This window comes from Amycolatopsis sp. NPDC051371, from assembly GCF_040682155.1.
In the GTDB taxonomy this organism is placed as follows: Bacteria; Actinomycetota; Actinomycetes; order Mycobacteriales; family Pseudonocardiaceae; genus Amycolatopsis.
In genome coordinates, this window is the sequence record NZ_JBFBAG010000007.1 from 125,407 (window position 1) to 150,738 (window position 25,332).

The 25,332-nt window shown below is 70.5% G+C and carries 21 protein-coding genes and 1 pseudogene; 11 read left to right on the forward strand and 11 right to left on the reverse strand.

Going from position 1 to position 25,332, the window contains the following annotated elements; translation table 11 throughout:
* Positions 1–259: 259 nt before the first annotated feature.
* The 3 genes and pseudogenes from AB0M59_RS11740 to AB0M59_RS11750 all read left to right on the forward strand — a co-directional run bounded on the left by AB0M59_RS11740 (position 260) and on the right by AB0M59_RS11750 (position 5,330).
* Positions 260–3,178 (forward strand): ribonucleoside-diphosphate reductase subunit alpha, encoded by a 2,919-nt coding sequence (locus tag AB0M59_RS11740; protein ID WP_364612598.1) that lies wholly within the window; start codon positions 260–262, stop codon positions 3,176–3,178.
* Between the two features lie 10 nt (positions 3,179–3,188).
* Positions 3,189–4,265: pseudogene (locus AB0M59_RS11745) on the forward strand (ribonucleotide-diphosphate reductase subunit beta); the annotation flags it as partial.
* 147 nt (positions 4,266–4,412) lie between these two features.
* On the forward strand, positions 4,413–5,330 hold the full coding sequence (locus tag AB0M59_RS11750) for an alpha/beta hydrolase (RefSeq protein WP_364612601.1): 918 nt from the start codon (positions 4,413–4,415) through the stop codon (positions 5,328–5,330).
* A 9-nt stretch (positions 5,331–5,339) separates the two neighbouring features.
* Here the strand turns inward: AB0M59_RS11750 and AB0M59_RS11755 are convergent, their stop codons facing one another.
* On the reverse strand, positions 5,340–5,741 hold the full coding sequence (locus AB0M59_RS11755) for a pyridoxamine 5'-phosphate oxidase family protein (RefSeq protein ID WP_364612604.1): 402 nt from the start codon (positions 5,739–5,741) through the stop codon (positions 5,340–5,342).
* A gap of 81 nt (positions 5,742–5,822) precedes the next feature.
* Between AB0M59_RS11755 and AB0M59_RS11760 the strand changes: the two genes are divergently transcribed.
* The 4 genes from AB0M59_RS11760 (at position 5,823) to AB0M59_RS11775 (ending at position 10,986) form a co-directional block, all read left to right on the forward strand.
* Positions 5,823–6,734 (forward strand): AraC family transcriptional regulator, encoded by a 912-nt coding sequence (locus AB0M59_RS11760; RefSeq protein ID WP_364612607.1) that lies wholly within the window; start codon positions 5,823–5,825, stop codon positions 6,732–6,734.
* An 86-nt stretch (positions 6,735–6,820) separates the two neighbouring features.
* Positions 6,821–8,281, forward strand: coding sequence for a cytochrome P450 (locus AB0M59_RS11765; protein WP_364612610.1), 1,461 nt, complete (start codon positions 6,821–6,823; stop codon positions 8,279–8,281).
* Between the two features lie 257 nt (positions 8,282–8,538).
* On the forward strand, positions 8,539–10,356 hold the full coding sequence (locus AB0M59_RS11770) for a diguanylate cyclase (RefSeq protein ID WP_364612911.1): 1,818 nt from the start codon (positions 8,539–8,541) through the stop codon (positions 10,354–10,356).
* Between the two features lie 168 nt (positions 10,357–10,524).
* Positions 10,525–10,986, forward strand: coding sequence for a peroxiredoxin (locus AB0M59_RS11775; RefSeq protein ID WP_364612613.1), 462 nt, complete (start codon positions 10,525–10,527; stop codon positions 10,984–10,986).
* A gap of 209 nt (positions 10,987–11,195) precedes the next feature.
* Here AB0M59_RS11775 and AB0M59_RS11780 read toward each other — a convergent pair whose 3' ends face one another.
* The 5 genes from AB0M59_RS11780 to AB0M59_RS11800 all read right to left on the reverse strand — a co-directional run bounded on the left by AB0M59_RS11780 (position 11,196) and on the right by AB0M59_RS11800 (position 15,485).
* Positions 11,196–11,717 (reverse strand): GNAT family N-acetyltransferase, encoded by a 522-nt coding sequence (locus tag AB0M59_RS11780; RefSeq protein ID WP_364612616.1) that lies wholly within the window; start codon positions 11,715–11,717, stop codon positions 11,196–11,198.
* Positions 11,714–12,103 carry a GNAT family N-acetyltransferase gene (locus tag AB0M59_RS11785; RefSeq protein WP_364612618.1) on the reverse strand — a complete coding sequence of 130 codons (390 nt, stop codon included), beginning with the start codon at positions 12,101–12,103 and terminating at the stop codon, positions 11,714–11,716. Before AB0M59_RS11785 ends, AB0M59_RS11780 begins: the two co-directional genes overlap by 4 nt.
* A gap of 42 nt (positions 12,104–12,145) precedes the next feature.
* On the reverse strand, positions 12,146–13,354 hold the full coding sequence (locus AB0M59_RS11790; protein WP_364612621.1) for an LCP family protein: 1,209 nt from the start codon (positions 13,352–13,354) through the stop codon (positions 12,146–12,148).
* A 97-nt stretch (positions 13,355–13,451) separates the two neighbouring features.
* Positions 13,452–14,699: a cyclopropane-fatty-acyl-phospholipid synthase family protein gene (locus tag AB0M59_RS11795; protein ID WP_364612624.1), complete on the reverse strand. Its 1,248-nt coding sequence runs from the start codon at positions 14,697–14,699 to the stop codon at positions 13,452–13,454.
* Between the two features lie 93 nt (positions 14,700–14,792).
* Positions 14,793–15,485, reverse strand: a complete 693-nt coding sequence (locus tag AB0M59_RS11800; RefSeq protein ID WP_364612626.1) for an alpha/beta fold hydrolase — start codon at positions 15,483–15,485, stop codon at positions 14,793–14,795.
* Positions 15,486–15,604: 119 nt separating this feature from the next.
* Here AB0M59_RS11800 and AB0M59_RS11805 point away from each other — a divergent pair, with 119 nt between their 5' ends.
* Positions 15,605–16,333 carry an SIS domain-containing protein gene (locus AB0M59_RS11805; protein ID WP_284747167.1) on the forward strand — a complete coding sequence of 243 codons (729 nt, stop codon included), beginning with the start codon at positions 15,605–15,607 and terminating at the stop codon, positions 16,331–16,333.
* Between the two features lie 118 nt (positions 16,334–16,451).
* Positions 16,452–17,612: a serine hydrolase domain-containing protein gene (locus tag AB0M59_RS11810; protein WP_364612630.1), complete on the forward strand. Its 1,161-nt coding sequence runs from the start codon at positions 16,452–16,454 to the stop codon at positions 17,610–17,612.
* A gap of 125 nt (positions 17,613–17,737) precedes the next feature.
* Here the strand turns inward: AB0M59_RS11810 and AB0M59_RS11815 are convergent, their stop codons facing one another.
* Positions 17,738–19,609 carry an ABC transporter ATP-binding protein gene (locus AB0M59_RS11815; RefSeq protein ID WP_364612633.1) on the reverse strand — a complete coding sequence of 624 codons (1,872 nt, stop codon included), beginning with the start codon at positions 19,607–19,609 and terminating at the stop codon, positions 17,738–17,740.
* Between the two features lie 107 nt (positions 19,610–19,716).
* On the reverse strand, positions 19,717–20,157 hold the full coding sequence (locus tag AB0M59_RS11820) for a MarR family transcriptional regulator (RefSeq protein WP_364612636.1): 441 nt from the start codon (positions 20,155–20,157) through the stop codon (positions 19,717–19,719).
* Positions 20,158–20,229: 72 nt separating this feature from the next.
* Between AB0M59_RS11820 and AB0M59_RS11825 the strand changes: the two genes are divergently transcribed.
* Both AB0M59_RS11825 and AB0M59_RS11830 read left to right on the forward strand, forming a co-directional pair.
* On the forward strand, positions 20,230–21,081 hold the full coding sequence (locus AB0M59_RS11825) for an LLM class flavin-dependent oxidoreductase (protein ID WP_364612639.1): 852 nt from the start codon (positions 20,230–20,232) through the stop codon (positions 21,079–21,081).
* Positions 21,082–21,188: 107 nt separating this feature from the next.
* Positions 21,189–22,457 carry a glycosyltransferase 87 family protein gene (locus AB0M59_RS11830; RefSeq protein ID WP_364612914.1) on the forward strand — a complete coding sequence of 423 codons (1,269 nt, stop codon included), beginning with the start codon at positions 21,189–21,191 and terminating at the stop codon, positions 22,455–22,457.
* Here the strand turns inward: AB0M59_RS11830 and AB0M59_RS11835 are convergent, their stop codons facing one another.
* The 3 genes from AB0M59_RS11835 to AB0M59_RS11845 all read right to left on the reverse strand — a co-directional run bounded on the left by AB0M59_RS11835 (position 22,458) and on the right by AB0M59_RS11845 (position 25,270).
* Positions 22,458–22,667: a helix-turn-helix domain-containing protein gene (locus AB0M59_RS11835; protein ID WP_003071237.1), complete on the reverse strand. Its 210-nt coding sequence runs from the start codon at positions 22,665–22,667 to the stop codon at positions 22,458–22,460.
* Positions 22,668–22,845: 178 nt separating this feature from the next.
* The gene (locus AB0M59_RS11840; RefSeq protein ID WP_364612642.1) at positions 22,846–24,474 is read right to left on the reverse strand and encodes an ABC-F family ATP-binding cassette domain-containing protein; all 1,629 of its coding nucleotides are present in this window, start codon (positions 24,472–24,474) and stop codon (positions 22,846–22,848) included.
* A gap of 145 nt (positions 24,475–24,619) precedes the next feature.
* Positions 24,620–25,270 (reverse strand): acVLRF1 family peptidyl-tRNA hydrolase, encoded by a 651-nt coding sequence (locus AB0M59_RS11845; protein WP_364612645.1) that lies wholly within the window; start codon positions 25,268–25,270, stop codon positions 24,620–24,622.
* Positions 25,271–25,332: the final 62 nt, after the last annotated feature.

Sequence of the window (25,332 nt, forward strand, 5' to 3'; positions counted from 1 at the left end):
ACCTACCGCCGCGGGCCTGGTTCCGCGGGCTGAGCAGCACCTCTGGGTGATCGTGTAACCCGGCAGGGTGAGCCCACGACACGCCACCCCTTGGGTCCCGCGCGGGCGACCACCCCTACATGTAGTCTCTGGTGACCGGCAGGGCCCAGCGACGGGGAGACCGCTGCAGAGTACTGCCGGGCAGCTTTGAAGAACCTGCAGCGCACGGCCTCGTGAGGCCGTGTGGCGATCCCACGCGCCCGAAAACCTGGAGACACGCATGTCAGTCGAAACCGGTCAGCGGCCGTCAGCCGCCGACACACCCACCGCGATCCGGGTCATCCGGCGGGACGGCAGCGTGTCGCCGTTCGACGCGGGGAAGATCTCGGTCGCGCTGACGAAGGCGTTCCTCGCGGTCGAGGGCGGCGACGCCGCCGCGTCCTCCCGCGTGCACCACGTCGTCGCGGAGCTGACCCAGCAGGTGGAGACCACCCTGCTGCGCCACGCCGGCCCCGAGACCGCCCTGCACATCGAGCAGATCCAGGACATCGTCGAGCTCGCCCTCATGCGCGGCGAGCACCACAAGGTCGCCCGCGCCTACGTCCTCTACCGCGACGAGCGCAGCAAGGCCCGCGAGGCCGTCAAGCCGGCCGCGACCGAGGTCGCGCTGAACGTCAAGGGCGCCGACGGCGTCCTGCGCCCGCTCGACTGGGCCCGCGTTTCCCACGTCGTGGGCGAGGCCGTCGCCGGCCTCGACGACGTCACGGCCGAGCCCGTCCTCGCCGAAGCCAAGCGCAACCTCTACGACGGCATCAGCGCCGACGAGCTGGCCCTGGCCCAGGTCCTGGCCGCCCGCGTGCTGGTCGAGCAGGAGCCGAACTACTCCTTCGTCTCCGCCCGGCTGCTGCTGGACAAGCTGCGCGGCGAGGCCCTCAGCTATCTCGCGAAAAAGCCGCGCCTGGCCAGCCAGGACGAGATGGCCGGCGAGTACCCCGCGTACTTCCGCGCCTACCTGCGCCGCGCGGTCGAGCTCGAGCTGGTCGACGGCGAGCTGCTGTCCTTCGACCTGGACAAGATCACCGCGGCCATCCACGCCGAGCGTGACCTCGACTTCGGCTTCCTCGGCCTGCAGACGCTGTACGACCGGTACTTCCAGCACCACGACGGCACCCGCTTCGAGCTGCCGCAGGCGTTCTTCATGCGCGTCGCGATGGGCCTCGCCATCCGCGAGGACGACCGCGAGGCTCGTGCCATCGAGTTCTACGAGCTGCTCTCGACGTTCCACTTCATGGCCTCGACCCCGACGCTGTTCAACTCGGGCACCACCCGCGCGCAGCTGTCGTCCTGCTTCCTGACCACGGTGGACGACGACCTGGACTCGATCTTCCAGGCCTACAAGAACAACGCGCTGCTGGCGAAGTACTCGGGCGGCCTGGGCAACGACTGGACCCCGGTCCGCGGCCTCGGCGCGCACATCAAGGGCACCAACGGCCAGTCCCAAGGCGTCGTGCCGTTCCTCAAGATCGCCAACGACACCGCGGTCGCGGTCAACCAGGGCGGCAAGCGCAAGGGCGCGGCCTGCGCGTACCTCGAGACCTGGCACGTGGACATCGAGGAGTTCCTCGACCTGCGCAAGAACACCGGTGACGACCGCCGGCGCACCCACGACATGAACACCGCGAACTGGGTGCCGGACGAGTTCCTCCGCCGCGTCGAGGCCAACGCCGAGTGGACGCTGTTCTCGCCGAACGAAACGCCGGACCTGCACGACCTCTACGGCAACGAGTTCTCCGCCCGCTACCGCGAGTACGAGGCGATGGCCGACCGCGGCGAGATCAAGGTCTTCCGCCGGATTCGCGCGGTGGAGCTGTGGCGCCGCATGCTGACCATGCTGTTCGAGACCGGCCACCCGTGGATCACGTTCAAGGACCCGTGCAACCTGCGCTCGCCGCAGCAGCACGTCGGCGTCGTGCACTCGTCCAACCTGTGCACCGAGATCACGCTGAACACCACCACCGACGAGGTCGCGGTGTGCAACCTCGGCTCGGTGAACCTGCTCAAGCACGTCACGCCCGAGGGCCTGGACACGAAGCGCCTCGAGAAGACCGTGCGCACGGCCGTCCGCATGCTGGACAACGTGATCGACATCAACTTCTACACGATCCCGGAGGCGCGCCGCTCCAACCTGCGCCACCGCCCGGTCGGCCTGGGCCTGATGGGCTTCCAGGACGCGCTGTTCGAGATCGGCGTCCCGTTCGCCTCCGACGAGGCCGTCAAGTTCGCCGACGTCTCCATGGAGCACCTCTCCTACTACGCGATCTCGGCGTCGACCGACCTCGCCGAGGAGCGCGGGCAGTACCAGTCGTTCGAGGGATCGCTGTGGAGCAAGGGCATCCTGCCGATCGACTCGATGCAGCTGCTCATCGACGCGCGTCGCGGTGACGGCCTCGACGTCGACCTGTCGTCCACTTTGGACTGGGCGCCGCTGCGCGAGCGCGTCAAGACCGTCGGCATGCGCAACTCGAACGTGATGGCGATCGCGCCGACCGCGACGATCTCCAACATCTCCGGCGTCGGGCAGTCGATCGAGCCGCTGTTCCAGAACCTGTTCGTCAAGTCGAACATGTCCGGCGACTTCACCGTCGTCAACCCGCACCTGGTCAAGAGCCTCAAGGAGCGTGGGCTCTGGGACGAGGTCATGGTCAGCGACCTCAAGTACTTCGACGGCAGCCTCGGCCAGATCGACCGCGTGCCGGACGACCTGAAGGCGCTGTACGCGACCGCGTTCGAGATCGAGTCGAAGTGGATCGTCGACGCCGGTTCGGTGCGCCAGAAGTGGATCGACCAGGCGCAGTCGCTGAACCTCTACATCGCGGCGCCGAGCGGGCGCAAGCTCGACGAGCTGTACCGCTACGCGTGGCACAAGGGCCTCAAGACCACGTACTACCTGCGGGCGCAGTCCGCGACGCACGTGGAGAAGAGCACCCTGCGCGGCACCGACGGCAAGCTGAACGCCGTCTCGGCCACCCCGGCGCCCGCGGCTCCGGCTGCTCCGGCACCGGCTCCCGCGGCTTCGGTCCCGGCCGTGCCGGTGACCGCGCCGGAGCCGAAGGAGATGCCGAAGACCGACGTGGACTTCGTCGCCACCGAAGGCGCCGCCTGCCGCATCGACGACCCCGACTGCGAATCCTGCCAGTAAGGAACCCTGCACCATGACCAACGTGGAGACGACCGGCGCCACCGGCCTCGGTGAGATCGAGGTCGGGGCCGCCCGGATCAACGTCGACGACAAGCGCATGATCAACGCGCGCGCCGACGTCAACCAGCTGCTGCCGATGAAGTACACCTGGGCCTGGGAGAAGTACCTGGCCGGCTGCAACAACCACTGGATGCCGACCGAGGTCGCCATGCAGGCCGACATCGCGCTGTGGAAGTCGAAGGACGGCCTCACCGAGGACGAGCGGCAGATGCTCAAGCGCAACCTGGGCTTCTTCGCGACCGCGGAGTCCCTGGTGGCCAACAACATCGTCCTCGCGGTGTACCGGCAGATCACCAACCCCGAGTGCCGCCAGTACCTGCTGCGCCAGGCGTTCGAGGAAGCCGTGCACACGCACACCTTCCAGTACATCTGCGAGAGCCTCGGCCTGGTCGAGGGCGAGCTGTTCAACATGTACCGCGAGGTTCCGTCCATTTCGGACAAGGACGCGTGGGCGCTGAAGTACACGCAGCACTTGGAGGACCCGGACTTCGAGACCGGGACGCCGGAAGCCGACACGGCGTTCCTGCGTGACCTCGTCGCGTTCTACGTGATCTTCGAGGGCATGTGGTTCTACACCGGCTTCGCGCAGATCCTGTCGCTGGGCCGCCGGAACAAGATGGTCGGCATCGCCGAGCAGTACCAGTACATCCTGCGCGACGAGTCGATCCACCTGAACTTCGGCATCGACTGCATCAACCAGATCAAGATCGAGAACCCGCACCTGTGGACTCCCGAGTTCCAGGAAGAGGTCCGCGGGATGCTGAAGGAGGCGTGCGAGCTCGAGGTCAAGTACGCGCGCGACACGATGCCCCGCGGCATGCTCGGCCTGTCGGCGCAGCTGTGCGAGCAGTACATGCACTTCATCACCGACCGGCGCGCGCAGCAGATCGGGCTGTCCCCGATCTTCGGCGAGACCGAGAACCCGTTCCCGTGGATGTCCGAGGCGATGGACCTGAAGAAGGAGAAGAACTTCTTCGAGACCCGCGTCATCGAGTACCAGTCGGGCGGCGCGCTCGACTGGGACTGATCCCCCGCTGCACAAAGCCACGCCCCCGGTTCGCCGGGGGCGTGGCTTTTCTGCGGGGGCAGGATCCTTCCCAGGCAGGAACTCGCGGCTTTTCGGCGGCACGGTCCTAGTCGATGGTGGAGACACCACCGACCAGGGAGAGTCCCCATGCCCACCACCACCGTCACCTTCGACAGCGCCGGCATCGACATCGCCGCCCACCTCTACGTTCCCGAAGGCGCTGACGCCCCGCTTCCGGCCCTCGTGGTCGGCCATCCCGGCACCGGCGTCAAGGAACAGACCTCCGGCACCTACGCGAAGCTGATGGCCGACCGCGGCTTCGTCACCCTGGCCTTCGACGCCGCCCACCAGGGCGAGTCCGGCGGCCTGCCGCGCGGCCTGGAGGATCCCGCCCAGCGGATCGAAGACTTCAAGGCCGCGGTCTCCTTCCTCACCACCCGGCCCGAGGTCGACGCCGGCCGGATCGGCCTGCTGGGCATCTGCGCCTCCGGCGGCTACTCGCTCGCCGCTGCCGGCGGTGACCACAGGGTCAAGGCCGTCGCGACCGTGTGCACCGCCGAGCCCGCGCGCCAGTTCCGCTACGGCGCCGACGGCACCCAGGACCCGGCCGTCTTCCAGGGCCTGCTCGACGCCGCCGCCCAGGCCCGCACCACCGCGGCCCGCGGTGAGGACCCCGGCGTGCTGACCATGTTCCCCGAGACCGCCGAACAGGCCGGCGCCCTCGGCGGCGAGCACGGCGTCGAGGGCTGGGAGTACTACTGCGGCCCCCGCGGCTACCACGAGCGCTCGGCGAAGTTCCTCACCTGGGACAGCGTCGACAAGATGGCCGCGAGCGACGTCTTCCACGCCGTCCCGCTGATCGGCCCGCGCCCGATGCTGCAGATCCTCGGTGAGCGCGCCGTCACCGCCTGGATGGGCCTGGAAGCCCATCGGCGCGCCACCGGGCCCGCGGAGATCCACTGGATCGCGGGTGCGAGCCACGTCGACCTCTACGACAAGCGCGAGTACATCGACCTCGCTGTCGGCAAGCTCACCGACTTCTTCACCGTCAACCTGGACAAGTGACCGGGTGGGTCAGTAGGCGTAGCGGTGCACGGTTTCCGGGTGGAGCACCAGCCGAACCTGGTCCACGGCCAGGATTCCGGCGAGGTCGGCGGCGCGGGCCGGGTCGTCGAGGTCCCAGTAGCGCGCGGCCGAGCGCGCCGCGAGGTCGTGGGCGCCGTCGGGTTCCACCGTGACGCGGCCCGCGACCGAAACCCACCGTTCGCGCTCGCCCACCGGCGCCGCGACCACCAGAGACGCGCGGGGGTCGCGGCGCAGGCGTCGCACCTTGGGCGCATCCGGTTCGCTGAACAGCTCGATGCCGTCGGCCGAGGCTTCGAACCACACCGGCCGAGGCCGGCCGCCGGCCACCGTCAGGAATCCGTGCAGCGGGCGGTGGAGTAGCTCGAGGTCCTCGGAGGTGAGTGCGTTCATGACCTCAGTGAACCCGGTCCGCTCGGACGATCCCATGGGTGAGAAGCCGGAATGCCTGCGTGATCGTCTAACCTCGGGAAGGTGGACGCGTTCGGTGACCTGCGGGCCCACGGCTCGCTGTTCGGCAGCTCGGCCCTGACCGCGCCCTGGGCACTGCACTTCGTGGACGGCGCGCCACTGACCCTGTGCACCGTCCTCGCCGGGGGCGGCTGGATCGTGCCCGAAACCGGAGCGCCCGAACCGCTGAACGCCTACGACACGGTCATCGTGCGCGGCCCCGGGACTTTCAGCTTCGTCGACGAGGTCGGCACTCCGGCCGCACCGGTCGCGTGCGGTGAGCACTGCGCGACGCCCGAGGAAGGCGGGACCCGGCACCGGCGCGGCTGGCACGACCCCGGCGACGGCGCGACGACACTGATCGTCGGCGCCTACCCCGTGCGCGGCGAAATCGGTGCCCGGCTGCTGGACGCCCTGCCCGTTGTACTGCGCGTCGCCGGCGGGGGCACGGGTGACGCCGTGCTCGACCACCTCGCCGCCGAGGTCGCCGTCGACGCGCCCGGCCAGCAGGTGGTGCTCGACCGGCTGCTGGACTGGATGCTGGTCTGCACGCTGCGCGAGTGGTTCGACCGGCCCGGTGGCGAACCGCCGGCCTGGTGGACCGCCCAGCGCGACCCGGTGGTCGGCCACGCGCTGCGCCTCCTGCACGCCGAACCGGCCGCGCCGTGGACGGTCGGCTCGCTGGCCGGGCGCACCGGGGTGTCGCGGTCGACGCTGGCCAAGCGGTTCGCCGACCTGGTCGGCGAACCGCCGCTGACCTACCTCACCCGCCGGCGCATGGCGCTCGCCGCCGACCTGCTGGCCGAGCGGGACGACAAGACCGTCGCCGAAGTCGCCCGTGCCGTCGGGTATTCCGACGCCTTCGGGTTCAGCGCCGCGTTCAAACGGGTCCGCGGTGCGAACCCGAGCGAGTTCCGCCGCGCGGCCGCGCGCTGAGAAGCCACCCGAAAGACGGCCGCCCAGGTGTTGTCACATCGTCAACAAGGGTGCATCGTGGAGGGGAAGCCGATCTCAGCGGGGAGATGGTCATCTTGACGAGCACCGTGGGCCGAGCCACCGAAGCACTGCGCGAACGCGTGCCGCCGCTGACCTCCCTGCCTCTCCCCCGCGGCGTCGACGAGCGGTGGCTGCAGTCCCGCTGGCCCGTCAAAGAGCTCGCGACGCCGCCCGCGGGCAGCGGCCTCAAGCCCGTCCTCGGCGACGAAGGCCCGCCGGTCGTCGGGCACATGCTGGAGATGATGCGCTTCGGCCCCGCGTTCGGGCTGCGCCGCTTCGAGCTCTACGGCCCCGTGTCGTGGACCGGCGGCTTCGGCCGGCGGATCGTCGCGCTGTCCGGACCCGAGGCGACGCAGATCGCGCTCGTCAACAAGGACAAGGCGTTCTCGCAGGAGGGCTGGAAGTTCTTCATCGAGAAGTTCTTCGAGCGCGGCCTGATGCTGATGGACTTCGGCGAGCACCACCTGCACCGCCGGATCATGCAGGAAGCCTTCACCCGGTCCCGGCTCACCGGTTACGTCAACGAGATGGGCCCGGCGCTGCGCGAAGGCGTCGCGAGCTGGGGCTCGAGCGAGCGCCCGCGGCTGTACTGGGCGCTCAAGCAGCTGACCCTCGACGTCGCGACGCGCGTCTTCATGGGCATGCGCAGCGGCGCCGGCTCCCACCGGATCAACCGCGCGTTCGTCAGCTCGGTGCGCGCCGGCACCGCGCTGGTGCGCTTCCCGGTGCCCGGCGGGCGCTGGTCGGCCGGGCTGCACGGGCGGAAGGTCCTCGAGCGCTACTTCAGCGAAACCCTGCCCGCCAAACGCAAGTCCGACGGCGACGACCTGTTCACCGCGCTCTGCCACGCCACCACCGAGGACGGCGACCGGTTCACCGACACCGACATCGTCAACCACATGATCTTCCTGATGATGGCCGCGCACGACACGACGACCATCACCAGCAGCGCCATGGCCTACTACCTCGCCAAGCACCCCGAGTGGCAGGAACGCGCCCGCGAGGAGTCCCTGGCGCTGGGCGACGACATCCTCGACATCGACGCCATCGACAAGCTCGAGACCCTCGACCTCGTCATGAAGGAAGCGCTGCGGCTGGTCGCGCCGGTGCCGTCGCTGACCCGGCAGACCGTCAAGGACACCGAGGTGCTCGGCCACTACATCCCCGCGGGCACCCTGTGCGGTGTCTCGCCCACGGTCAACCACTTCTCGCCGGAGCACTGGACGAACCCCTTCGAGTTCGACCCCGAGCGGTTCGCCGAGCCGCGCCGCGAGGACAAGTCCCACCGGATGGCGTGGATGCCGTTCGGCGGCGGCGCGCACAAGTGCATCGGGCTCCACTTCGGCGGTCTCGAGGTGAAGTTGCTGATGCACGAAATGCTGCGGGCCCACCGCTGGTCGGTTCCGGAGAGTTACACGGCGAAGTGGGATTACGTGTCCCTGCCGGTGCCCGCCGACGGTCTCCCGGTGCGTTTGACGCCTCGCTGACCCTGTCGCTGTCCCGCACTGTCCTGCACTGTCCACCGTGGCATACACCCTGTGACAAAAAGTTACCGCATGTGGAGATTCGTTCACTCGTTCAGCCGGTAGACACCCCGTTACGCGCATGATGGCGTGGCATCGGTCACGGGCGAGGGGTACCTAGTGTGGCTTCATGATCCCTGGCACCGTGGCTGACCTGGCCTGACCTGTGCGTGAAGAGGTGGAGTGTGCCTGAGTCCGGTGCCGCGCCAGGACTGCTGGACGTGGCGCGCCGGTGGGCGGCGACGTTGGCCGACACCAAAGGAGTAACACTTCCCCTGGAAGAGCTGGAGCCGCTGCTGCTGGAGATCGCGCACGACGCGGTCGACCACGCCGGCTCCGGCCACGGTGGTGCCCTGCACCGGTTCACGGCGCTCTACGCCGCGTCGCCGATGGGGATCGCGCTGGCCGACCCGGACGGCGAGATCGTGGAGGCCAACCTCGCGCTCGGCCAGCTGCTCGGCTGCTCGCCGAACCGGTTGCGGGGCCGTCACCTGACCGACCTCGGCTCCACCGACCACGACGTCTCGCGGCTCAAGGCGGGTCTCGAGCAGGTGCGGGGCGGACGTGAGCGCTACCAGGAGCGGATGCTGCTCGACCACACCGACGACGGGCAGCTCTGGACCGACGTCACCCTCGCCCGGCTGCCCGGCGACCGGCCCGGCTCGGTCTACCCGGTGCTGATGGTGTCCGACGCGAACGAGCTGCACCTGCTGCAGGAACGGTTGCTGCACCAGAACGTGCACGACCCGCTGACCGGGCTGCCCAACGCGTCGTCGTTCACGACCAAGCTCGAAGCGGCGCTCGGTGCCGGCGCGCGCGACGACATCGCGTTGATCTACCTCGACGTCGACGGCTTCAAGGTGATCAACGACGGCCTCGGCGCCGGCGTCGGCGACCAGGTGCTGCGCGGGGTCGCGGGCAAGCTGTCGGCGGTGTTCACCGGCCACCACGACGGGTTCGTCGCGCGGCTGTCCGGCGACGGCTTCGCGGTGCTGTTGCGGGGCGAGCTGGCCACCACCGAGGTCGTCGAGCTCGTCGAACGAGCGCTGGAGGACCTCAACGAGCCGATCTACCTCGGCGGGCACGGCATCGGCGTGAGCGCGAGCGCGGGCATCGTCGTGCGCGCGGCCATCGAGGGTGGCGCCGCGGAACTGCTGCGGGCGGCGGAGATCGCGCTGCACCGGGCCAAGGAAGCCGGCAAGGCGCAGTGGATGCTGTTCGACCCCGAGCTGGACGCGCGCGACCGCGGCCGCTACCAGCTGGGCGCGGTGATCGCCGGGGCGCTGGAGAACGGCGAGTTCTCGCTCGTCTACCAGCCGACGGTGAAACTCGCCGACCCCGACCGTCTCGCCGCGGTCAACGCGGGACTGCGCTGGAACCACCCGGAGAAGGGCGAGCTCGGCTCGGACGAGTTCTACCCGCTGGCCCAGACCACGGGCATGACGGTGCCGCTGGGCCGCTGGCTCCTGGCGGAGTCCCTGGCGGCGACGGCCCGCTGGCGCTCGCGCTTCGGCGCGGCGGCTCCGGACGTGTGCGTCCAGCTGCCGACCCGGCTGGCGATCGACCCGGACCTGGTACTGCTGGTGAAGGAGCAGCTGGACAAGCACGAGCTGCCGCCCAACGCACTGCGGCTGTGCACGGACCGCGACTCGGTCCTCGATCCGCGCGGCGAGGTGCTGGACTCGTTCGCGGTGCTGTCCGACCTCGGGACGCAGCTGGTGCTGACGATCTCGGGCTCGGCGGACCTGGAACTGATCCCCCAGCGCCGGCTGCCGGTGCACCACGTGATCCTGTCGGGCGCGGTCGTCGACGCGCTGGACTCGGATTCGCCGCCGGAACCGGCGCTGCGGCACCTGACGCAGCTGGTCACGCGGGCCCGCGAGCTGAAGCTCCGGGTGGGCGCGGAGGGGGTCCGGACGCACGAGCAGGCGGCGCGGCTGCGGCAGCTGGGCGTGCTGGCGGCCCGCGGCCCGTTCGTGACCGACTCGGCCACTGGCGACGAGGTCGACGAGCTGATCGCCCGCCACCCCGCCGGCTGACTCCGGAGCGCCCCAATGTGGCCTTCGGTGCGTTCAACGCACCGAAGGCCGCCTTGGGTGCGTTGAGCGCAACCAAGGCCACATTGGGGCGCTGGGGACCAAGCCGGTTCCGGGGCGGCTCCGAAGACCCGGCAGGATGGGTTCTGCCGCCGACGAGAAGGGACCTCCATGGACGCCGGAGACCTCGCCCCCGATTTCACGCTGCCCGACGACCAGGGCGCCGACCGCACGCTGTCGGACTTCCTGGCCACCGGCCCGGTGGTGCTGTTCTTCTATCCGGCCGCGATGACCGGCGGCTGCACGGCGGAGAGCTGCCACTTCCGCGACCTCGCCGCGGAGTTCGCCGAGGTCGGCGCGCACCGCATCGGCATCAGCCCGGACGGCGTCACCAAGCAGCGTCAGTTCTCCGAGGCCAACGGCTTCGACTACCCGCTGCTGTCCGATGTGGAGGGTGAGGTCGCCAGGCAGTTCGGCGTCTGGCGGAAGCTGCTGCCGCTGCACGCCAAGCGCGCCACGTTCGTGATCGGCGAGGACCGGAAGATCCTCGAGAAGATCAAGAGCGAGCTGAACTTCACCGTCCACGCCGACCAGGCGCTCAAGGTGCTGCGGGAGCGCAACAAGGTCTCCTGAGCGTCAGCGACGCCACCCGCGGGGCGGCCAGACCGGCGGCCGGCGCACTCCGGCCGTCGGCCACCCCCTCGGACGGTCACGCCGACGCCGCCGGAACGCGTACACGTGAGGCTCCGCGCGGTTTCCGCGCTTCTCCGCCCGGTTCGCGAACTCGCGCCGCTCGCACGGCCACCGGTGGCCCGGCCGGGCCACTTCGACGAAAACCGGCTTCACGGCTTCTCCTTCCGCCACACGTGATTCGTCCCGGCACACGACGGAGCCAGCGGTTTTTCGACCGGTTCCTCGCGCACCTTGGTGAAACCGAGGCGCGCGGGCACCGCTCCACTTCGGACGTTCCGCTCGTCGTGCTTGATCTCGACATACCCCGCGCCGAGCCGGAACGCCTCTTCGGTCAGCAGTCGCACCGCGCGGGTGATCAGGCCGCGACCGGTGAAGTCCCGCGCGAGCCAGTACCCGATCTCGACGCCGCCCTCGCGGGCCATCAAGCCGACCGCGCCCGCGATCGAGCCGCCGACGCGGATGGCGAAGTCGTGCGTCTCCCCGGTCTCCCACTGCTTCCGGGTCCGCTGCAAGAACTCCGCGCTGTCTTCGGCGGTGTAGCCGTCGGTCGCCCAGATCATCCAGGCCCCGATGTGGTCGAGGGACCCGGCGACCGTCGCGGTGAGTTCCGGGGCGTCGGCGGACGTCCAGCGGGTCAAGGTGAAGTCGTCTTCGGCGTAAGTCTCCTTCACGGCCGCTCCTTCCGCCACACCTGCTTGACGCCCACGCACGCCGGCGGCCGGTCCCCTGGGCGCGCGGGTTCCTTGCGCACCAACGAGAACCCGAGCCAGTAGCCGATCTCGACGCCGCCGTCGCGGGTCATCACACCGACGGCACCCGCGAGCGAGCCGTCCACGCGGATCGCCCACTCGTACGCCCGGCCGGTTTCCCAGTTCTCGTGCGTCAACCGGAGGAACGCCGCGGCATCCTCGTCCGAGTAGCCTCCGACGGCCCACGGCACCCAGTCGGCCAGGTGCGCGCCGGACCCCGAGACCGCGGCTTGCACCGGACCCGCGTCGGCGGACCAGCGGGTCAGCGAAAACTCGTCACGGGAAAAAGTCTCGGCCGGGGTCTCCATGGTTCCCATGGTGCCCCGGCCGAGTCGTCGAGCGCTCCCGAATTAATTGACGATGACGCTGTCCGGGATCTCCGTGTCGTTCTTCAGCGCGTCGAACAGCTGCTTCGACTTGGTCTTGTCCCAGTTCTCCGCCGACCCGTTGGTCACCGGGACCGTCGTGGTCACCACGCCGCCGGAAGAGATCCCGCGCATCGCGATCGCCAGGCCGGCCAGGTTGTGCACGTGGTCGCCGGAGTCCATGGTCAGCGCGTCCGGCCCGGAGCCCAGCAGCGGGAAGAAGTGGAACGGGTTGAGCACCGTGCCGGGGCTGGCGATCTGGCTGACCAGAGCGCCGATGAACTTGCGCTGGTTGGCGATGCGGTCGAGGTCCGACCGGGGCGTCGCGTCGCTGTGGCGCATGCGGACGAAACCCAGCGCCGAGCGGCCGTCGAGCGACTGGCAGCCCGCCTTGATGCTGATCCCGGTGACCGTGTCGTTCATGTCCTTGTCGATGCACATGTCGACGCCGCCGATCGCGTCGACGATCTTGGCGAACCCGCCGAAGCCGATCTCCGCGTAGTGGTCGATGTGCAGGCCCGTGGCGCCTTCGACGGTCTGCGCGAGCAGCTTCGGCCCGCCCAGCGAGAACGCCGCGTTGATCTTGTTCTTGCCGTGGCCGGGGATCGCGACCTGCGAGTCGCGCGGCAGCGAGAGCAGCGTCGGCTTGGTGGAGTTGTCCGGGAGGTGCGCGACCATGATCGTGTCGGTGCGCTGCCCGCCGCCGGCCGCCGCGACGTCGCCGGTGGCCAGGCGTTCCTCGTCCTCGGCGGTGAGGCCTTCGCGGCTGTCCGAGCCGACGATCAGCCAGTTGGTGCCGGACGCGGCGACCGGGCGGCCGGAGTAGTCGGTGAGCGCGTCGACGCGCTTGATGGAGAACTCCAGGTAGACCCAGATGCCGGCGACGAACACGACGAACACCAGCAGCAGCGTCAGCACGATCCGGCCGAAGCCCCAGCGGCGCTTGCGGGGCGGGCGGGACGGCGGGTAGTCGTCGTCGATCGGACGCCGGGGCGGGTCCTGACGCGACGGAGGCGGCGCGTACTGCCGCTCGTCCTCGCGGGTGCCCATCGGGCGCGTGCGCTCGTCGTACGGGCTCTGCCCGCGCCCGGGCAGCGGCATCATCTGCGCGCGCTGGTGGTCCCGGGATCGGCCGTCGGGCCGGGGCGGCGGCATCCGGCGCCGGCCGTCGTCGCCACGGTACGTCATCACCATCACCCAATCCCGATCCGGACAAAACGTGTCGTCGTCAATACACCGCACGTCCTCGACAGAAGGACGTCCGGCACCGGGGTCGGGTTGTCCGGCGAAGTTACTTGCCGGTCGCCTCGTAGCCGAACTGGTGGACCTTGAGGTACCCGGAGCGGAACCCGGCCTCGGAATAGGCCAGGTAGAACTCCCACATCCGGCGGAAGACGTCGTCGAACCCGAACCCGGCGATGTCGGCCCAGCCGTGCAGGAACCGCTCGCGCCACAACCGTAGCGTGCGCGCGTAGTCCTGGCCGAACTCGCGCATCCCGGCCAGCTTGAGCCGGGTGTTCGCGACCACGCCGTCCTCGATCGAGCGGACGGACGGGATGATGCCGCCGGGGAAGATGTACTTGTGGATCCACGTGTAGGCGCGCGAGGCCGCCAGCATCCGGTCGTGGTCCATGGTGATGGCCTGCAGGCCGAACCGGCCGCCGGGGCGCAGCCGCTCCCCGATCGTGGCGTAGAACGCCGGCCAGTAGGACGCGCCGACCGCCTCGATCATTTCGACGCTGACCACGGCGTCGTACTGGCCGCTCGACTCGCGGTAGTCGCACAGCTTCACGTCGACGCGGTCGGAGAACCCGGCCGCGGCGATGCGCTCGGTGGCCAGCGCCCGCTGCTCCTCCGAGATGGTCAGTGACGTCACGTGGGCGCCGCGGGCCGCGGCGCGGATCGCGAGTTCACCCCATCCGGTACCGATTTCGAGGACTTCGCTGCCCGCGCGGACGCCGGCGTAGTCCAGCACGCTGTCGATCTTGCGGTGCTGGGCGGCGGTGAGGTCCTCGCCGGGGCCGAACAGCGCCGAGGAGTACATCATCGACTCGTCGAGGAAGGCGCCGAACAGGTCGTTGGACAGGTCGTAGTGCCGGTGGATGTTGGCGCGCGCGCCTTCGAGGGTGTTCTCCTCCGCCGGCGGCTGCGTGCGCTCGGCGATCTTCCGGAACTTCTGCAGCACCGGCGGCACGAGCGTGGCCATCCGCTCGGCGAACGGCGTCAGCACCTCGGCCAGGTCGGACGCGGTCCAGTCGCCGGCCATGTAGGACTCGCCGAAGCCGATCTTGGCGTCGACACCGAGGCGGTGGAAGAACGCTTCCGGTCGCAAAATGCGCATTTCGGGCGATTCCGGGCCGCCCGCACCGAGCACGGTGCCGTCGGGGAACGTCACCCGCAGGTCGAGCGGGCGGACCGCGCGGCGGAACAGCGTGGCGGCGATCCGCGCGCGCAGTGCGGACCGCGGCGGGCTGGCCAAGCCCGGCCAGCGGGACTCGTCGGGGATGTCTTGAGCGCGGTCGACACTCGAGGTGGTCACGGTTCTCCCTCCGCCGGCCTGATGCGCCGGTGAACGATCGTAGTCGCCGCACCCCCGCGGCGCGCTTCGCTGCATGCCCTGTTCAGGGCGGTCCTACACCGGTATTCGGAGCCGCTCGGGCCCCGGCGCGGCCCACGCGCCGCGCAGTTCGTCATCGGGGTCCCCGGCGAGCACTTCCAGTGTGAAAGCAATCGTCAGCCGGGTCCACACGGACGAGCGGCGAAGCATCGCGTGGCCTTCGTTGGCGATCTCGAAGCGGGCGACGCGGGCGGCGACGCCCTCGGCGCGTTCGGCGAAGGCGTGCGACTCGGCCGGGCTCGTCATCCGATCGCGGGTGCCGTGCACGATGAGCACCGAGCGCCCGGCGACGGCGTCCACCGGCTCGCCCCGCGGCGTCCACGGTGCCAGCGCGCAGACCCCGCGCACGGCCGGGTCGTCGGCCACGCGCAGCGCCACCCGGGCGCCCATGGAGTGGCCGACCAGCACCACCGGCAGGCCCGGGTGGTCGGCGCGGATGCGCTCGAGGGCCCAGCGGGCGTCGTCGAGGGGGTCCATCGCGGGGGCGTTCCAGCCGTAACGGCGGTTGCGCAGCAGCCGCACCTCGACGCCGTTCCCCCGGCCGGCCCGGTGCAGGGCGCGCGCGATCGGGACCATTCGCAGGAAGGCGAGCTTCCAGGGCGGCACGCTGCCCGTACCGCGCTCGGCGCCGCCGTGCAGCACGAGCACGACGGCCTCGGTCCGCCCGCGTGCCGGCCACACCGACACCGCCGGTTCCGCTTCGCTCACCCGCGTCCTCCTCCTGGCCCCCGCAGTCGGGTCAACCCCGCCCGCCCACCGGGCTATTCCACCGCGTACCACCATCTTCGCGGTAGATTCGGCGCCCGGTCCCCTACGGAAGGGTGGGTGTGGTGAGCGCCACGGACATCTCGGGCAGCGTCGCGAAGCAACTGGCGGACGTCGAGCAGGCCAACGCCGAGGCGGTGCGCGAAGCGGCGGACCTGGTGCTGGGGGTGATCCGGGCCGACGCACTGGTCTATACCGCCGGCGCCGGGCACTCGCTGGCGGCCGTCGCCGAGACGTTCTACCGGGCCGGCGGCCTGGCGTGCGTCTACCCGCTCTACCACCCGGACCTCCTCCCGCTGCACGGCGCGGTGAGCAGCACGAAAACCGAGCGGCGCACCGGCCTGGCCGCCGAGGTGCTGGCCGAGCGCGCGCCGGGGCCGGACGACGTGCTGGTGGTGTTTTCGACGTCCGGGTCGAACCCGTACCCGGTCGAGCTGTGCATCGAGGCCCGCGAGCGCGGGGCGGCGGTCATCGCGATCACGTCGCGGGCGTGCGTGGCGGCGGCGCCGCGGCGGTCGTCGAGCACGCTGGTCGAGCAGGGCACCGTCGTGCTCGACTCGCTGGTCATCCCCGGCGACGCGAGCTACCCGCCGGACGCGCCGCGCACCGCGCCGCTGTCCACTGTGGTCAATGCGTTCCTGTGGAACCTCGTGCTCGCGCAGGTGTACGACCGCGGGACGGCCGAGGGTCTCGACGTCCCGCTGTGGCGCAGCTCCAATGTGGAGGGCGGCGACGAGGCGAACGCGGCGCTGCTGGAGAAGTACAGCGCGATCGTGCCGCGGCTGAAGTAGTCCGTGAATCCGTGAAAAAGCACCGGCCGGGCACGCCTTGACGGCGTGCCCGGCCCGCTTTAGCGTCTCCATACCGACTGGTCGGTGTGGCCGGGTCGCGGCGCTCGGAGGAGGTCCCATGGACGGTTCCACGGCGACGGTGCACGGTGAGTGCGCCCCTGGATTCGAACCGGTGCGCGAAGCCTTCGAAGCGAACTTCCGCGAACGCGGCGAGCTGGGCGCGGCGTTCACGGCCATTCGCCACGGCGAGGTCGTGGTGGACCTGTGGGGCGGCTGGTCCGGTCCGGACCGCACCCGCGAGTGGCAACCGGACACCCTGGCCAACGTCTGGTCGACGACCAAGGGCATGACCGCGATCTGCGCGCACAAACTCGCCGACGCCGGCGAGCTGGACATCGACGCGCCGGTCGCGAAGTACTGGCCCGAGTTCGCCGCGGAAGGCAAGGGCGAGGTGCCCGTGCGGTGGCTGCTCACGCACCGCTCCGGCGTGCCCGGGATCGGGCTCGACCGCCCGGTGGCCGTCGAAGAGCTGTACGACTGGGACCTGATGACGTCGCTGCTGGCGGCTCAGGAACCGTTGTACGAGCCCGGTTCCGCGGGCGGCTACCACGCGCTGGCGTACGGCTGGCTCGTCGGCGAAGTCGTGCGACGGGTGGCCGGGCAGGGCATTCGCGAGTTCTTCGCCGAGCAGGTCGCCGGGCCGCTCGGCGCCGACTTCTCGATCGGGCTGGACCCGGACGTCGACCTGGACCGCTGCGCGACCTTGGTGGATCCGGTCATGACGGAGGAAGTGTCGACCGCGCTGGCCGCGGCGTTCGCCAACGCGGGCCCGGTCGCGCTGGCCGCGCTGGCGAACCCGCGCGTCGAGGGCCACAGCGCCAACGAGCCCGCCTGGCGCCACGCCGTCATGCCGGCGCTGAACGGCCACGGCACCGCCCGCGCGATCTCGACGATCTACGGCGCGCTGGTGGACGGGACGCTCCTGTCCGCCCCGGCGCTGGCCCGGGCGAGGGAGAGCCAGGGCAAGGAGATCGACGCGGTGCTCGGCCTGCCGAACGAGTGGGGCCTCGGCTTCTACCTCGGCAGCGACGCCCGCGGCTTCGGCCCCAACCCGCTGGCCTTCGGCCACGACGGCCTCGGCGGCTCCACCGGCGCCGCCGACCCGGAGAACGGCATCGCCTTCGGCTACACCCTCAACCAGCTGGGCCCCCTGATCCGCGACGACCCCCGCAAGATGGCCCTGGTCCAGGCCCTCTACGAGTCCCTCCCGAACACGTAACCCACGTGACCTGGGCCGGAACTCGCGTGATCAGAGACGTGACTCGCGTGATTGGGACCGGAACTCGCGAGTTACGGCCCCAATCACGCGAGTTCCGGCTTCGATCACGCCGGTTCCGCCGCTGATCACGCCACGGCGGGTTCTTCTTCCGCGAACTGGGTTGCGTGGAGGGTCGCGTAGCGGCCGTTCGCGGCCAGGAGTTCCTCGTGCGTGCCGCGCTCGACGATCTCGCCGTGCTCCAGGACCAGGATCTGGTCGGCCGCGCGGACCGTCGAGAGCCGGTGCGCGATGACCAAAGCCGTCCGGCCGGCCAGCGCGTGGGTCAGGGCTTCGCCGACCGCCGCCTCGGACTCGGAGTCCAGGTGCGCGGTCGCCTCGTCCAGCACGACGACCTTCGGCTGCGCCAGAAGCAACCGCGCGATGGTGAGCCGCTGACGCTCGCCGCCGGAGAGACGGTAGCCGCGCTCCCCCACCGTCGTGTCGAGGCCGTCGGGCAGGGAGTGCACCAGCTCACCCAGCCGCGCGCGCTCCAGCGCCGCCCAGATCTCGTCGTCGGTGACTTCCGGACGCGCGTAGGCCAGGTTCGCGCGGATCGTCTCGTGGAAGAGGTGCCCGTCCTGGGTCACGACGCCGACGGTTTCCCGCAGCGACGCGAAACTCAGGTCCCGGACGTCCACATCGGACAGCCGCACCGACCCGGAGTCGACGTCGTAGAGCCGCGGCAGCAGCGACGCGATCGTCGACTTCCCCGCCCCGGACGACCCGACCAGCGCGACCATCTGCCCCGGCTCGGCGCGGAACGAGATCCCGTGCAGGACCTCTTCCCCACCGCGGTGGTCGAGGGTGGCGACGTCTTCCAGCGAGGCCAGCGAGTACCGATCCGCCGCGGGGTAACCGAACCGGACGTCCGAGAACTCGACGGCGACCCCGGAAGAAGCCGGCAAAGTACGCGCGGCCGGCTTCTCCTCGATCATCGGCTTCAGGTCGAGCACCTCGAAGACCCGCTCGAACGACACCAGCGCCGTCATGACGTCGACGCGGACGTTGGCCAGCGCGGTCAGCGGCGCGTAGAGCCGGGTCAGCAGCAGCGCCAGCGCGACGACGGTGCCCGGCGCGAGCTTGCCGGTCAGCGCCAGGTACCCGCCGAGGCCGTAGACGAGCGCCTGCGCCAGCGCCGAAACCAGAGTCAGGCTCGTCATGAACCAGCGGGTCAGCATCGCGGTCCGCACACCGATGTCCCGCACACGCCCCGCGCGCAGGCCGAAGTCGTCGGCTTCCTGCACCGGCCGGCCGAAGAGCTTCACCAACGTCGCGCCCGGCGCGGAGAACCGCTCGGTCATCTGCGTGGTCATGCCGGCGTTGAGGTTCGCCGCCTCCCGCTGCAGCCCGGCCATCCGGCGGCCGAGCCGGCGCGCGGGCAGCACGAAGATCGGCAGCAGCACCAGCGCGAGCAGCGTGACCTGCCACGACAGCGTCAGCATGACGGCCAGCGAAAGCGCCAGCTGGATCGTGTTGGTGACCAGGCCGGACAGCGTCGCGGTGAACGTCCGCTGCGCGCCGATGACGTCGTTGTTCAGCCGCGAGACCAGCGCCCCCGTGCGGGTGCGCGTGAAGAAGGCGATCGGCATCCGCTGCACGTGCTCGAAGACCGCGCGGCGCAGGTCGTAGATGATGCCTTCGCCGATGCGCGCGGACTGCCAGCGTTCGACGAGGCCGAACCCGGCGTCGGCAACCGCGAGCAGGCCGATGACGATCGCGAGCCAGACGACCAGCGGCAGGTCACGGCCGCCGACGATCGCGTCGACCACCTTGCCCGCCAGCACCGGTGTCGACACCGCGAGGACCGCCGAGATCACGGTCAGCACGAGGAAGGCGACCAGCCGCCGCCAGTGCGGCCGGGCGAACCGCGCGACGCGTTTGAGCGTGCCGCGCGTCAGCGCTTTCGGTACGTCGTTGGCGCGCATCGCCGAGCTCAGCAGCGCCCAGGTGTTGTCCATGAGGAACCCCCAGTATCAAGCACTGTCAAAACCTCTACTATAGCTGAGGTTTTCTCCGGATATGACCTGGACAACGTCCCCGTTGCCCGTTTGCTTCCCGCTGCCGTTCACTCCCCGCGAACAACGCGGTGCAGTGCGGCGCGCAGCCGTTGCGCGTCCCCTTCGTCGAGGGGTTCCAACAGCATCGCCTCAGCCTGCCTCGTCACTTCCTCACCCGCCGCCCGGACCCGCTCACCTTCGCCGGTCAAGGTCACGAGGCGCTTCCGGCGGTCACCCGGCGCGACTTCCCGCCGGACCAGCCCCTTGTCCTCCAGCTCGTCGACCAGCGCGACCATTGTCGTCCGGTCGATGCCGAGGCGCGCCGCACCCTCCTGCTGCGACAGCGCCGGTCCGTCGCCGAACAGCGTCAGCAGCGCGAGCTGCCGGCCGGTGATCCCGAGCGGCGTGTACAGCGGCTCGGCTAGCTCGGCGAGCCGAAGCTGGGCGTGCTTGAGCAGGTACCCGAGCCGGCGGGTGACGGCGGGCGGCGCCCCGAGGTCGCTGGACATGCGAGAACTCTACACTTAAGCTGATCGTCAGCCTTACTGATGATTTGTCACACTGATAATCAGGAGAGCATCATGGTCACCGTCGCACTCAAGCCACCCCAGCAGCACATCGGCATCGCCGCACTCCGCGAGATCTGGGCCATCGCCGACGACGCCGGCTTCGACGGCTGCTGGGTCTTCGACCACCTCGCCCCGATGGGCCCGGACCGCACCGGCGACGTCTTCGACGGCTGGACGCTCCTCGCGGCGATGGCCGAGGCGACGAAGCGGGTGCGCATCGGATGCCTGGTGTCCGGCAACACCAACCGCCACCCGGGCACGTTCGCGAAGATCGCCGCGACGGTCGACCACCTCTCCGGCGGCCGGCTCGACGTCGGCCTCGGCGCCGGCGGCGACACGTACACCGACACGATGATGGGCACCCCGACGCCGCCACCGGTCGAACGTGTCGAACGACTGGCCGAGACCTGCGAAATCCTCCGTCTGCTGTGGACTCGGGAAGAAACCGATCACCGCGGCCGCCACTACACGTTGACCGGCGCGCGCAGCGACCCGAAGCCGCGGCAGCCGAAGCCGCCGCTGTGGCTGGGCAGCAGCGGCGAGAAGCTCGGCCTGCGCGTGGTCGCCGAGCACGCCGACGTGTGGCTCAACGCGGCCCTGCCGGGCACGGAAATCGCCGAGCTGCGCCGGCTTTCGCGGGTGCTGGACGACCACTGCGCGGCGGTCGGCCGCGACCCGGCGACGGTCCGCCGAGCCGCGCAGTTCCGGCTGCCGTCCGATGCGGACGGTGCCGTGCGGCTCGCGTGGAGCTACGTCGAGGCCGGCTTCACCGAGTTGGTACTGATGCCCACCGGACACGACGACGTTGTCAAGGCGTCCGAAGCCGCCGCGGATCTCCTCCCCCGCCTGCGAGAGCTCGGCTGAACCCTCGGTAGCCTGGCGAGGTGGGAACGGAGGTGGGCCGGGCGCCCGCATGGCGGCGCGCGGCACGGCTCTTCACCGCACCCGCGGAAGCCCCCGGCCCGGCCGCACTGCGCTGGGACCTGCTCTTCTACCTCGCCTGCCTGGCCTTCGCCCTGCCCACCGCACTCAAGTCCGAGTTCTACGGCTACCGCGTCTGGGGCAACTTCGCGACGGCCGCCTACGCCCTCGGCGCGCTGCACAGCGGCTGGCTGCTGCTGTCCGCACGAACCGGGCGTACGCCGCGCGGCGTACTCGGCTCGCGCTGGTGCGGGATCGCCGCCGTCGCCTTGTTGGCAATGATCCTTCCGTTGCTGCTTCTGGTGATCCGCCGACTGACCGGAGTGGACTGGCTGATCACGCCGGTCTCGTGGGCCGCGCAGCCCGAGGTCTGGGTGATCGAGCGGTCCGCGGATCTGCTGCTGCACCACGGAACCCCGTACGTCGACGTCACCGCGCTCGGCCGGGCGCCGGAAGTCAACGACTACACCCCCTACGGCCCGGTGATGGCGGTCTTCGGCCTGCCCCGCGCGCTGTTCGGCGGCACCCCGCTGGGCGACGCGCTCACCGACGCCCGCTGGATGTTCGCCCTGGCCGCCTGCGCGTGCGTGCTGGGCACGCTGAAGCTGTTGAAGTGGCCGAAGGTCCCGGTCGGCGCCGCCCAGCTCGCGCTGGCCTGCCCGCTCACCGCGCTCACCTGGGCCGTCGCCGGGCCGGACCTGGCGATCGTCGGGCTGCTGGTGCTCGCCTGCGCGCTCGCCGCGACCGGGCGGGCCGCCTGGGCGGGCCTGGTGCTGGCGCTGGTCGTCAGCGCGAAGCTCATCGTCGCGCCCGCGGCCGCGGTCCTGGCGGTGTTCGTGCTGGTGCGCCGGGGCGGAGTCGGCCACAAAACCGGCCTCGACTGGCCCGCGCTCGGGCGGTTCGCGTCAGCGCTGGTGGCCACCACGGCCGCGCTGCACCTGCCCGTGTACCTCGTGGACCCGGCGGCGTTCGTGGAGCACGTCTTCCGCTTTCCCCTCGGAATGGGCGCTGTGCGGTCGCCCGCGGCGAGCCCGTTGCCGGGCCACCTGATCGCCGAGACCGGTCCTGTGGGCCAGCTCGCGGCGTTCGTGCTCGTCGGCGCCGCGGCCGTGGCGATGGTGGTCTGGCTGGTGCGCCGGCCCCCCGCGAACGGCTCCGGCGCACTGCTGCGCATCGCCGTCGGACTCGGCGCGTTGATCCTGCTCATCCCGGCCACCCGCTACGGCTACCTGGTGTACCCGCTGGTCCTGCTCGGGGCCCACCTGGCGTTCCGCGTGGCCGAAGCTTCCGCTGCGCGCCCCCCGCGCAGCAGTTCGTGACTACTTCTTCTTGACCCGCGTGGCCCCGCCGCGCCCCCGCAACTGGACCCCGGACTCCGACAGCACCCGGTGGACGAACCCGTAGGAACGCCCCGTCGACTCGGCGAGTGCCCGGATGCTCGAGCCCTTCTCGTATTTCTTCTTGAGGTCAGCGGCCAGCTTGTCGCGCGTGTTGCCGGTGATCCGCGCGCCTTTCTTGAGATCAGCCACGTCGATCGCCTTCCCGCCGAGAGTGTTCTGGGCCACATATCGGCCCCTGCCGGGGCAATGATCGAACACTGAGCGCCGGAATGCCAGACGACAGACGTAAAACAGCCGAAACTGCGATCACATTGGGCCATTCCAGTGCCGGGCCGTTGCGATCTTGCACCCGAATGGACGCACAGAGTCACGCAAGCTGGACAAGTTCCAGATAGTCCGCCGACCAGTGGTCCTCGGTGCCGTCGGGCAGCAGGATGACCCGCTCGGGCTCCAGCGCCTCGACGGCGCCGGGGTCGTGCGTGACCAGGACGACGGCACCGGCGAAGCTGCGCAAGGCGTCCAGGACCTGCGCACGGCTGGCCGGGTCCAGGTTGTTCGTCGGCTCGTCGAGGAGCAAGACGTTGGCAGCGCTGGAGACCAGGCTCGCGAGCGCGAGGCGGGTCTTCTCACCGCCGGAAAGCGTGCCGGCGGGCTGGTCGAGTTGTTCGCCGGTGAAGAGGAACGAGCCGAGCAGGTTCCGCAACTCCTGAGCACCGGTGTCCGGCGAGAGGTGTCGGATGTTTTCCCACACCGACGCATCATGATCAAGAGTTTCGTGTTCCTGTGCGTAATAGCCCAAACGCATTCCGTGACCCGGCACGATCCCGCCGGTGTCCGGAGTTTCCATTCCACCGAGGAGCCGGAGCAAAGTCGTCTTTCCCGCACCGTTCAGCCCGAGTACGACGACCTTCGAACCGCGGTCGATAGCCAGATCGACGCCGGTGAAGATTTCCAGTGAGCCATAGGACTTCGAGAGGCCCTCGGCGGTGAGCGGGGTCCGGCCGCAGGGCGCGGGCTCCGGGAACTTGATCCGGGCGACCTTGTCGGCCACCCGGGTCTCGTCGAGCGCGGACAGCATCTGCTCGGCGCGGCGCGCCATGTTCTTGGCCGCCACGGCCTTCGTCGCCTTCGCGCCGAGCTTCGCGGCCTGCTGCTGCAGCGCCGAAGCCTTCTTCTCGGCGTTGGCGCGCTCGCGGCGGCGGCGCTTCTCGTCGGTCGCGCGCGCGTCGAGGTAGCGCTGCCAGCCCATGTTGTACAGGTCGAGCTCGCTGCGGGTGGCGTCGAGGAACCAGACCTTGTTGACGACGTCGGCGAGCAGCTCGACGTCGTGGCTGATCACGACCAGGCCGCCGTCGTGCTGCTTGAGGAAGCCGCGCAGCCAGTTGATGGAGTCGGCGTCGAGGTGGTTGGTCGGCTCGTCGAGCAGCAGGATCGTCTCGGACTTGCCGCCGGCGCCGGCTTCGGCCGCGGCGAACAGGATCCGCGCCAGCTCGACGCGGCGGCGCTGCCCGCCGGACAGCGTCTGCAGCGTCTGCGCCAGGATCCGGTCGGCCAGGCCGAGGTTCGAGCAGATCCGCGCGGCTTCGCTCTCCGCGGCGTACCCGCCGAGCGACGAGAAGCGCTCTTCGAGCCGGGCGTAGCGGTTGATCGCCTTGTCGCGCGCCGCGTCGTCGACGAGCTCGGCCATCGAGACCTGCGCCTTTTCCATGTCGCGCATCAGCTTGTCGAGGCCGCGCGCGGAGAGCACGCGGTCCTTCGCGGTGACCGAAAGATCACCTTCGCGCGGGTCCTGCGGCAGGTAGCCGAGCTCGCCGGTGCGGCGGACCTCACCCGCGTGCGGCTCGCCTTCGCCGGCGAGGACCTTCAGCGAGGTGGTCTTGCCCGCGCCGTTGCGGCCGACGAGGCCGATGCGGTCGCCGGACTGGATGCGGACGGAGACGCCGTCGAGCAGGATGCGCGAACCAGCGCGCAGCTCAAGGCCGGTGGCCGTGATCAAGGGAAACTCCCGTGGAAAGGGGGTGAACGGAGGACAGCACCAGGCGGCCGGTCGGTTCGACCGGCGGCGGGGTCACTCCAGCTGGATATCCACGGAGCCCAGTGTACGGGCCGGGGTCCAGCGGATTTTCCGGACGTGTGCGGTCTCACCCGTTCCGCAGCGTGACCTGCACCGACAGCGCCCGCACGGCGGCCTCTTCGAGGACGGCCCGGCTCGGCTCGCCGACCTCCAGCACGCGCGGCTCCGCGCGGGCGAACAACGGGGCCAGCCGGCGGTCCTCGCGCAGTGCGTCGAGCGCCCGCCGGTCGCCGCCGAGCACGACGGCGTCCACTTCGGACAACCGCGGGACGAGCACCTCGAAGACGTCCTTCGCCGCGTCCTGGAGCGCGTGGCGCGCCTGGCCCGCGCGACGCCGGGCGAAGCGCTGCTGCGACCAGCCGCCCGCGGCGGAGCGGCCCTGCACGAGGTGCCGGTCGGTGCGCGACAGCTCGACCCGGCCCCCGCGCGCGACGCCGATGCTGTGCCCGCCCAGCCGCACCAGCACGAGCGCGACCCGCCGGGGCACGAGCGCGTGCGCCACGAGCGCGTCGAGGGAAGGTTCGCCGAGCGGTCCGAAAGGGACGGTCGCGGTCGCGGTGGTGCCATCGGCGGCGGTCAGGCGGACCTCGAGCGGGGTGGCTTCGGTGGCGACGATCCCGCCGTGCGACGCCGAGAACCGCTCGAACCAGCCGCTCAGACGCTCCGGCGGGACCTCGACGGCGCGCCCACCGCCCGCGACCTGCCGCCCCTTCGCCATGGGGGCCACGCTACGGGCCGCGGCAAAAGCCGTGAAGGCCTCCTTACCGGCCATAAGAGCCG

Coding starts and splice junctions, on each gene's coding strand:
- AB0M59_RS11765 (WP_364612610.1), top strand. CDS start 6,821: ATGGTCATCTTGACGAGCACCGTGGGCCGAGCCACCGAAGCACTGCGC.
- AB0M59_RS11750 (WP_364612601.1), top strand. CDS start 4,413: ATGCCCACCACCACCGTCACCTTCGACAGCGCCGGCATCGACATCGCC.
- AB0M59_RS11775 (WP_364612613.1), top strand. CDS start 10,525: ATGGACGCCGGAGACCTCGCCCCCGATTTCACGCTGCCCGACGACCAG.
- AB0M59_RS11785 (WP_364612618.1), bottom strand. CDS start 12,103: ATGGAGACCCCGGCCGAGACTTTTTCCCGTGACGAGTTTTCGCTGACC.
- AB0M59_RS11740 (WP_364612598.1), top strand. CDS start 260: ATGTCAGTCGAAACCGGTCAGCGGCCGTCAGCCGCCGACACACCCACC.
- AB0M59_RS11790 (WP_364612621.1), bottom strand. CDS start 13,354: ATGGTGATGACGTACCGTGGCGACGACGGCCGGCGCCGGATGCCGCCG.
- AB0M59_RS11815 (WP_364612633.1), bottom strand. CDS start 19,609: ATGGACAACACCTGGGCGCTGCTGAGCTCGGCGATGCGCGCCAACGAC.
- AB0M59_RS11810 (WP_364612630.1), top strand. CDS start 16,452: ATGGACGGTTCCACGGCGACGGTGCACGGTGAGTGCGCCCCTGGATTC.
- AB0M59_RS11820 (WP_364612636.1), bottom strand. CDS start 20,157: ATGTCCAGCGACCTCGGGGCGCCGCCCGCCGTCACCCGCCGGCTCGGG.
- AB0M59_RS11755 (WP_364612604.1), bottom strand. CDS start 5,741: ATGAACGCACTCACCTCCGAGGACCTCGAGCTACTCCACCGCCCGCTG.
- AB0M59_RS11825 (WP_364612639.1), top strand. CDS start 20,230: ATGGTCACCGTCGCACTCAAGCCACCCCAGCAGCACATCGGCATCGCC.
- AB0M59_RS11845 (WP_364612645.1), bottom strand. CDS start 25,270: ATGGCGAAGGGGCGGCAGGTCGCGGGCGGTGGGCGCGCCGTCGAGGTC.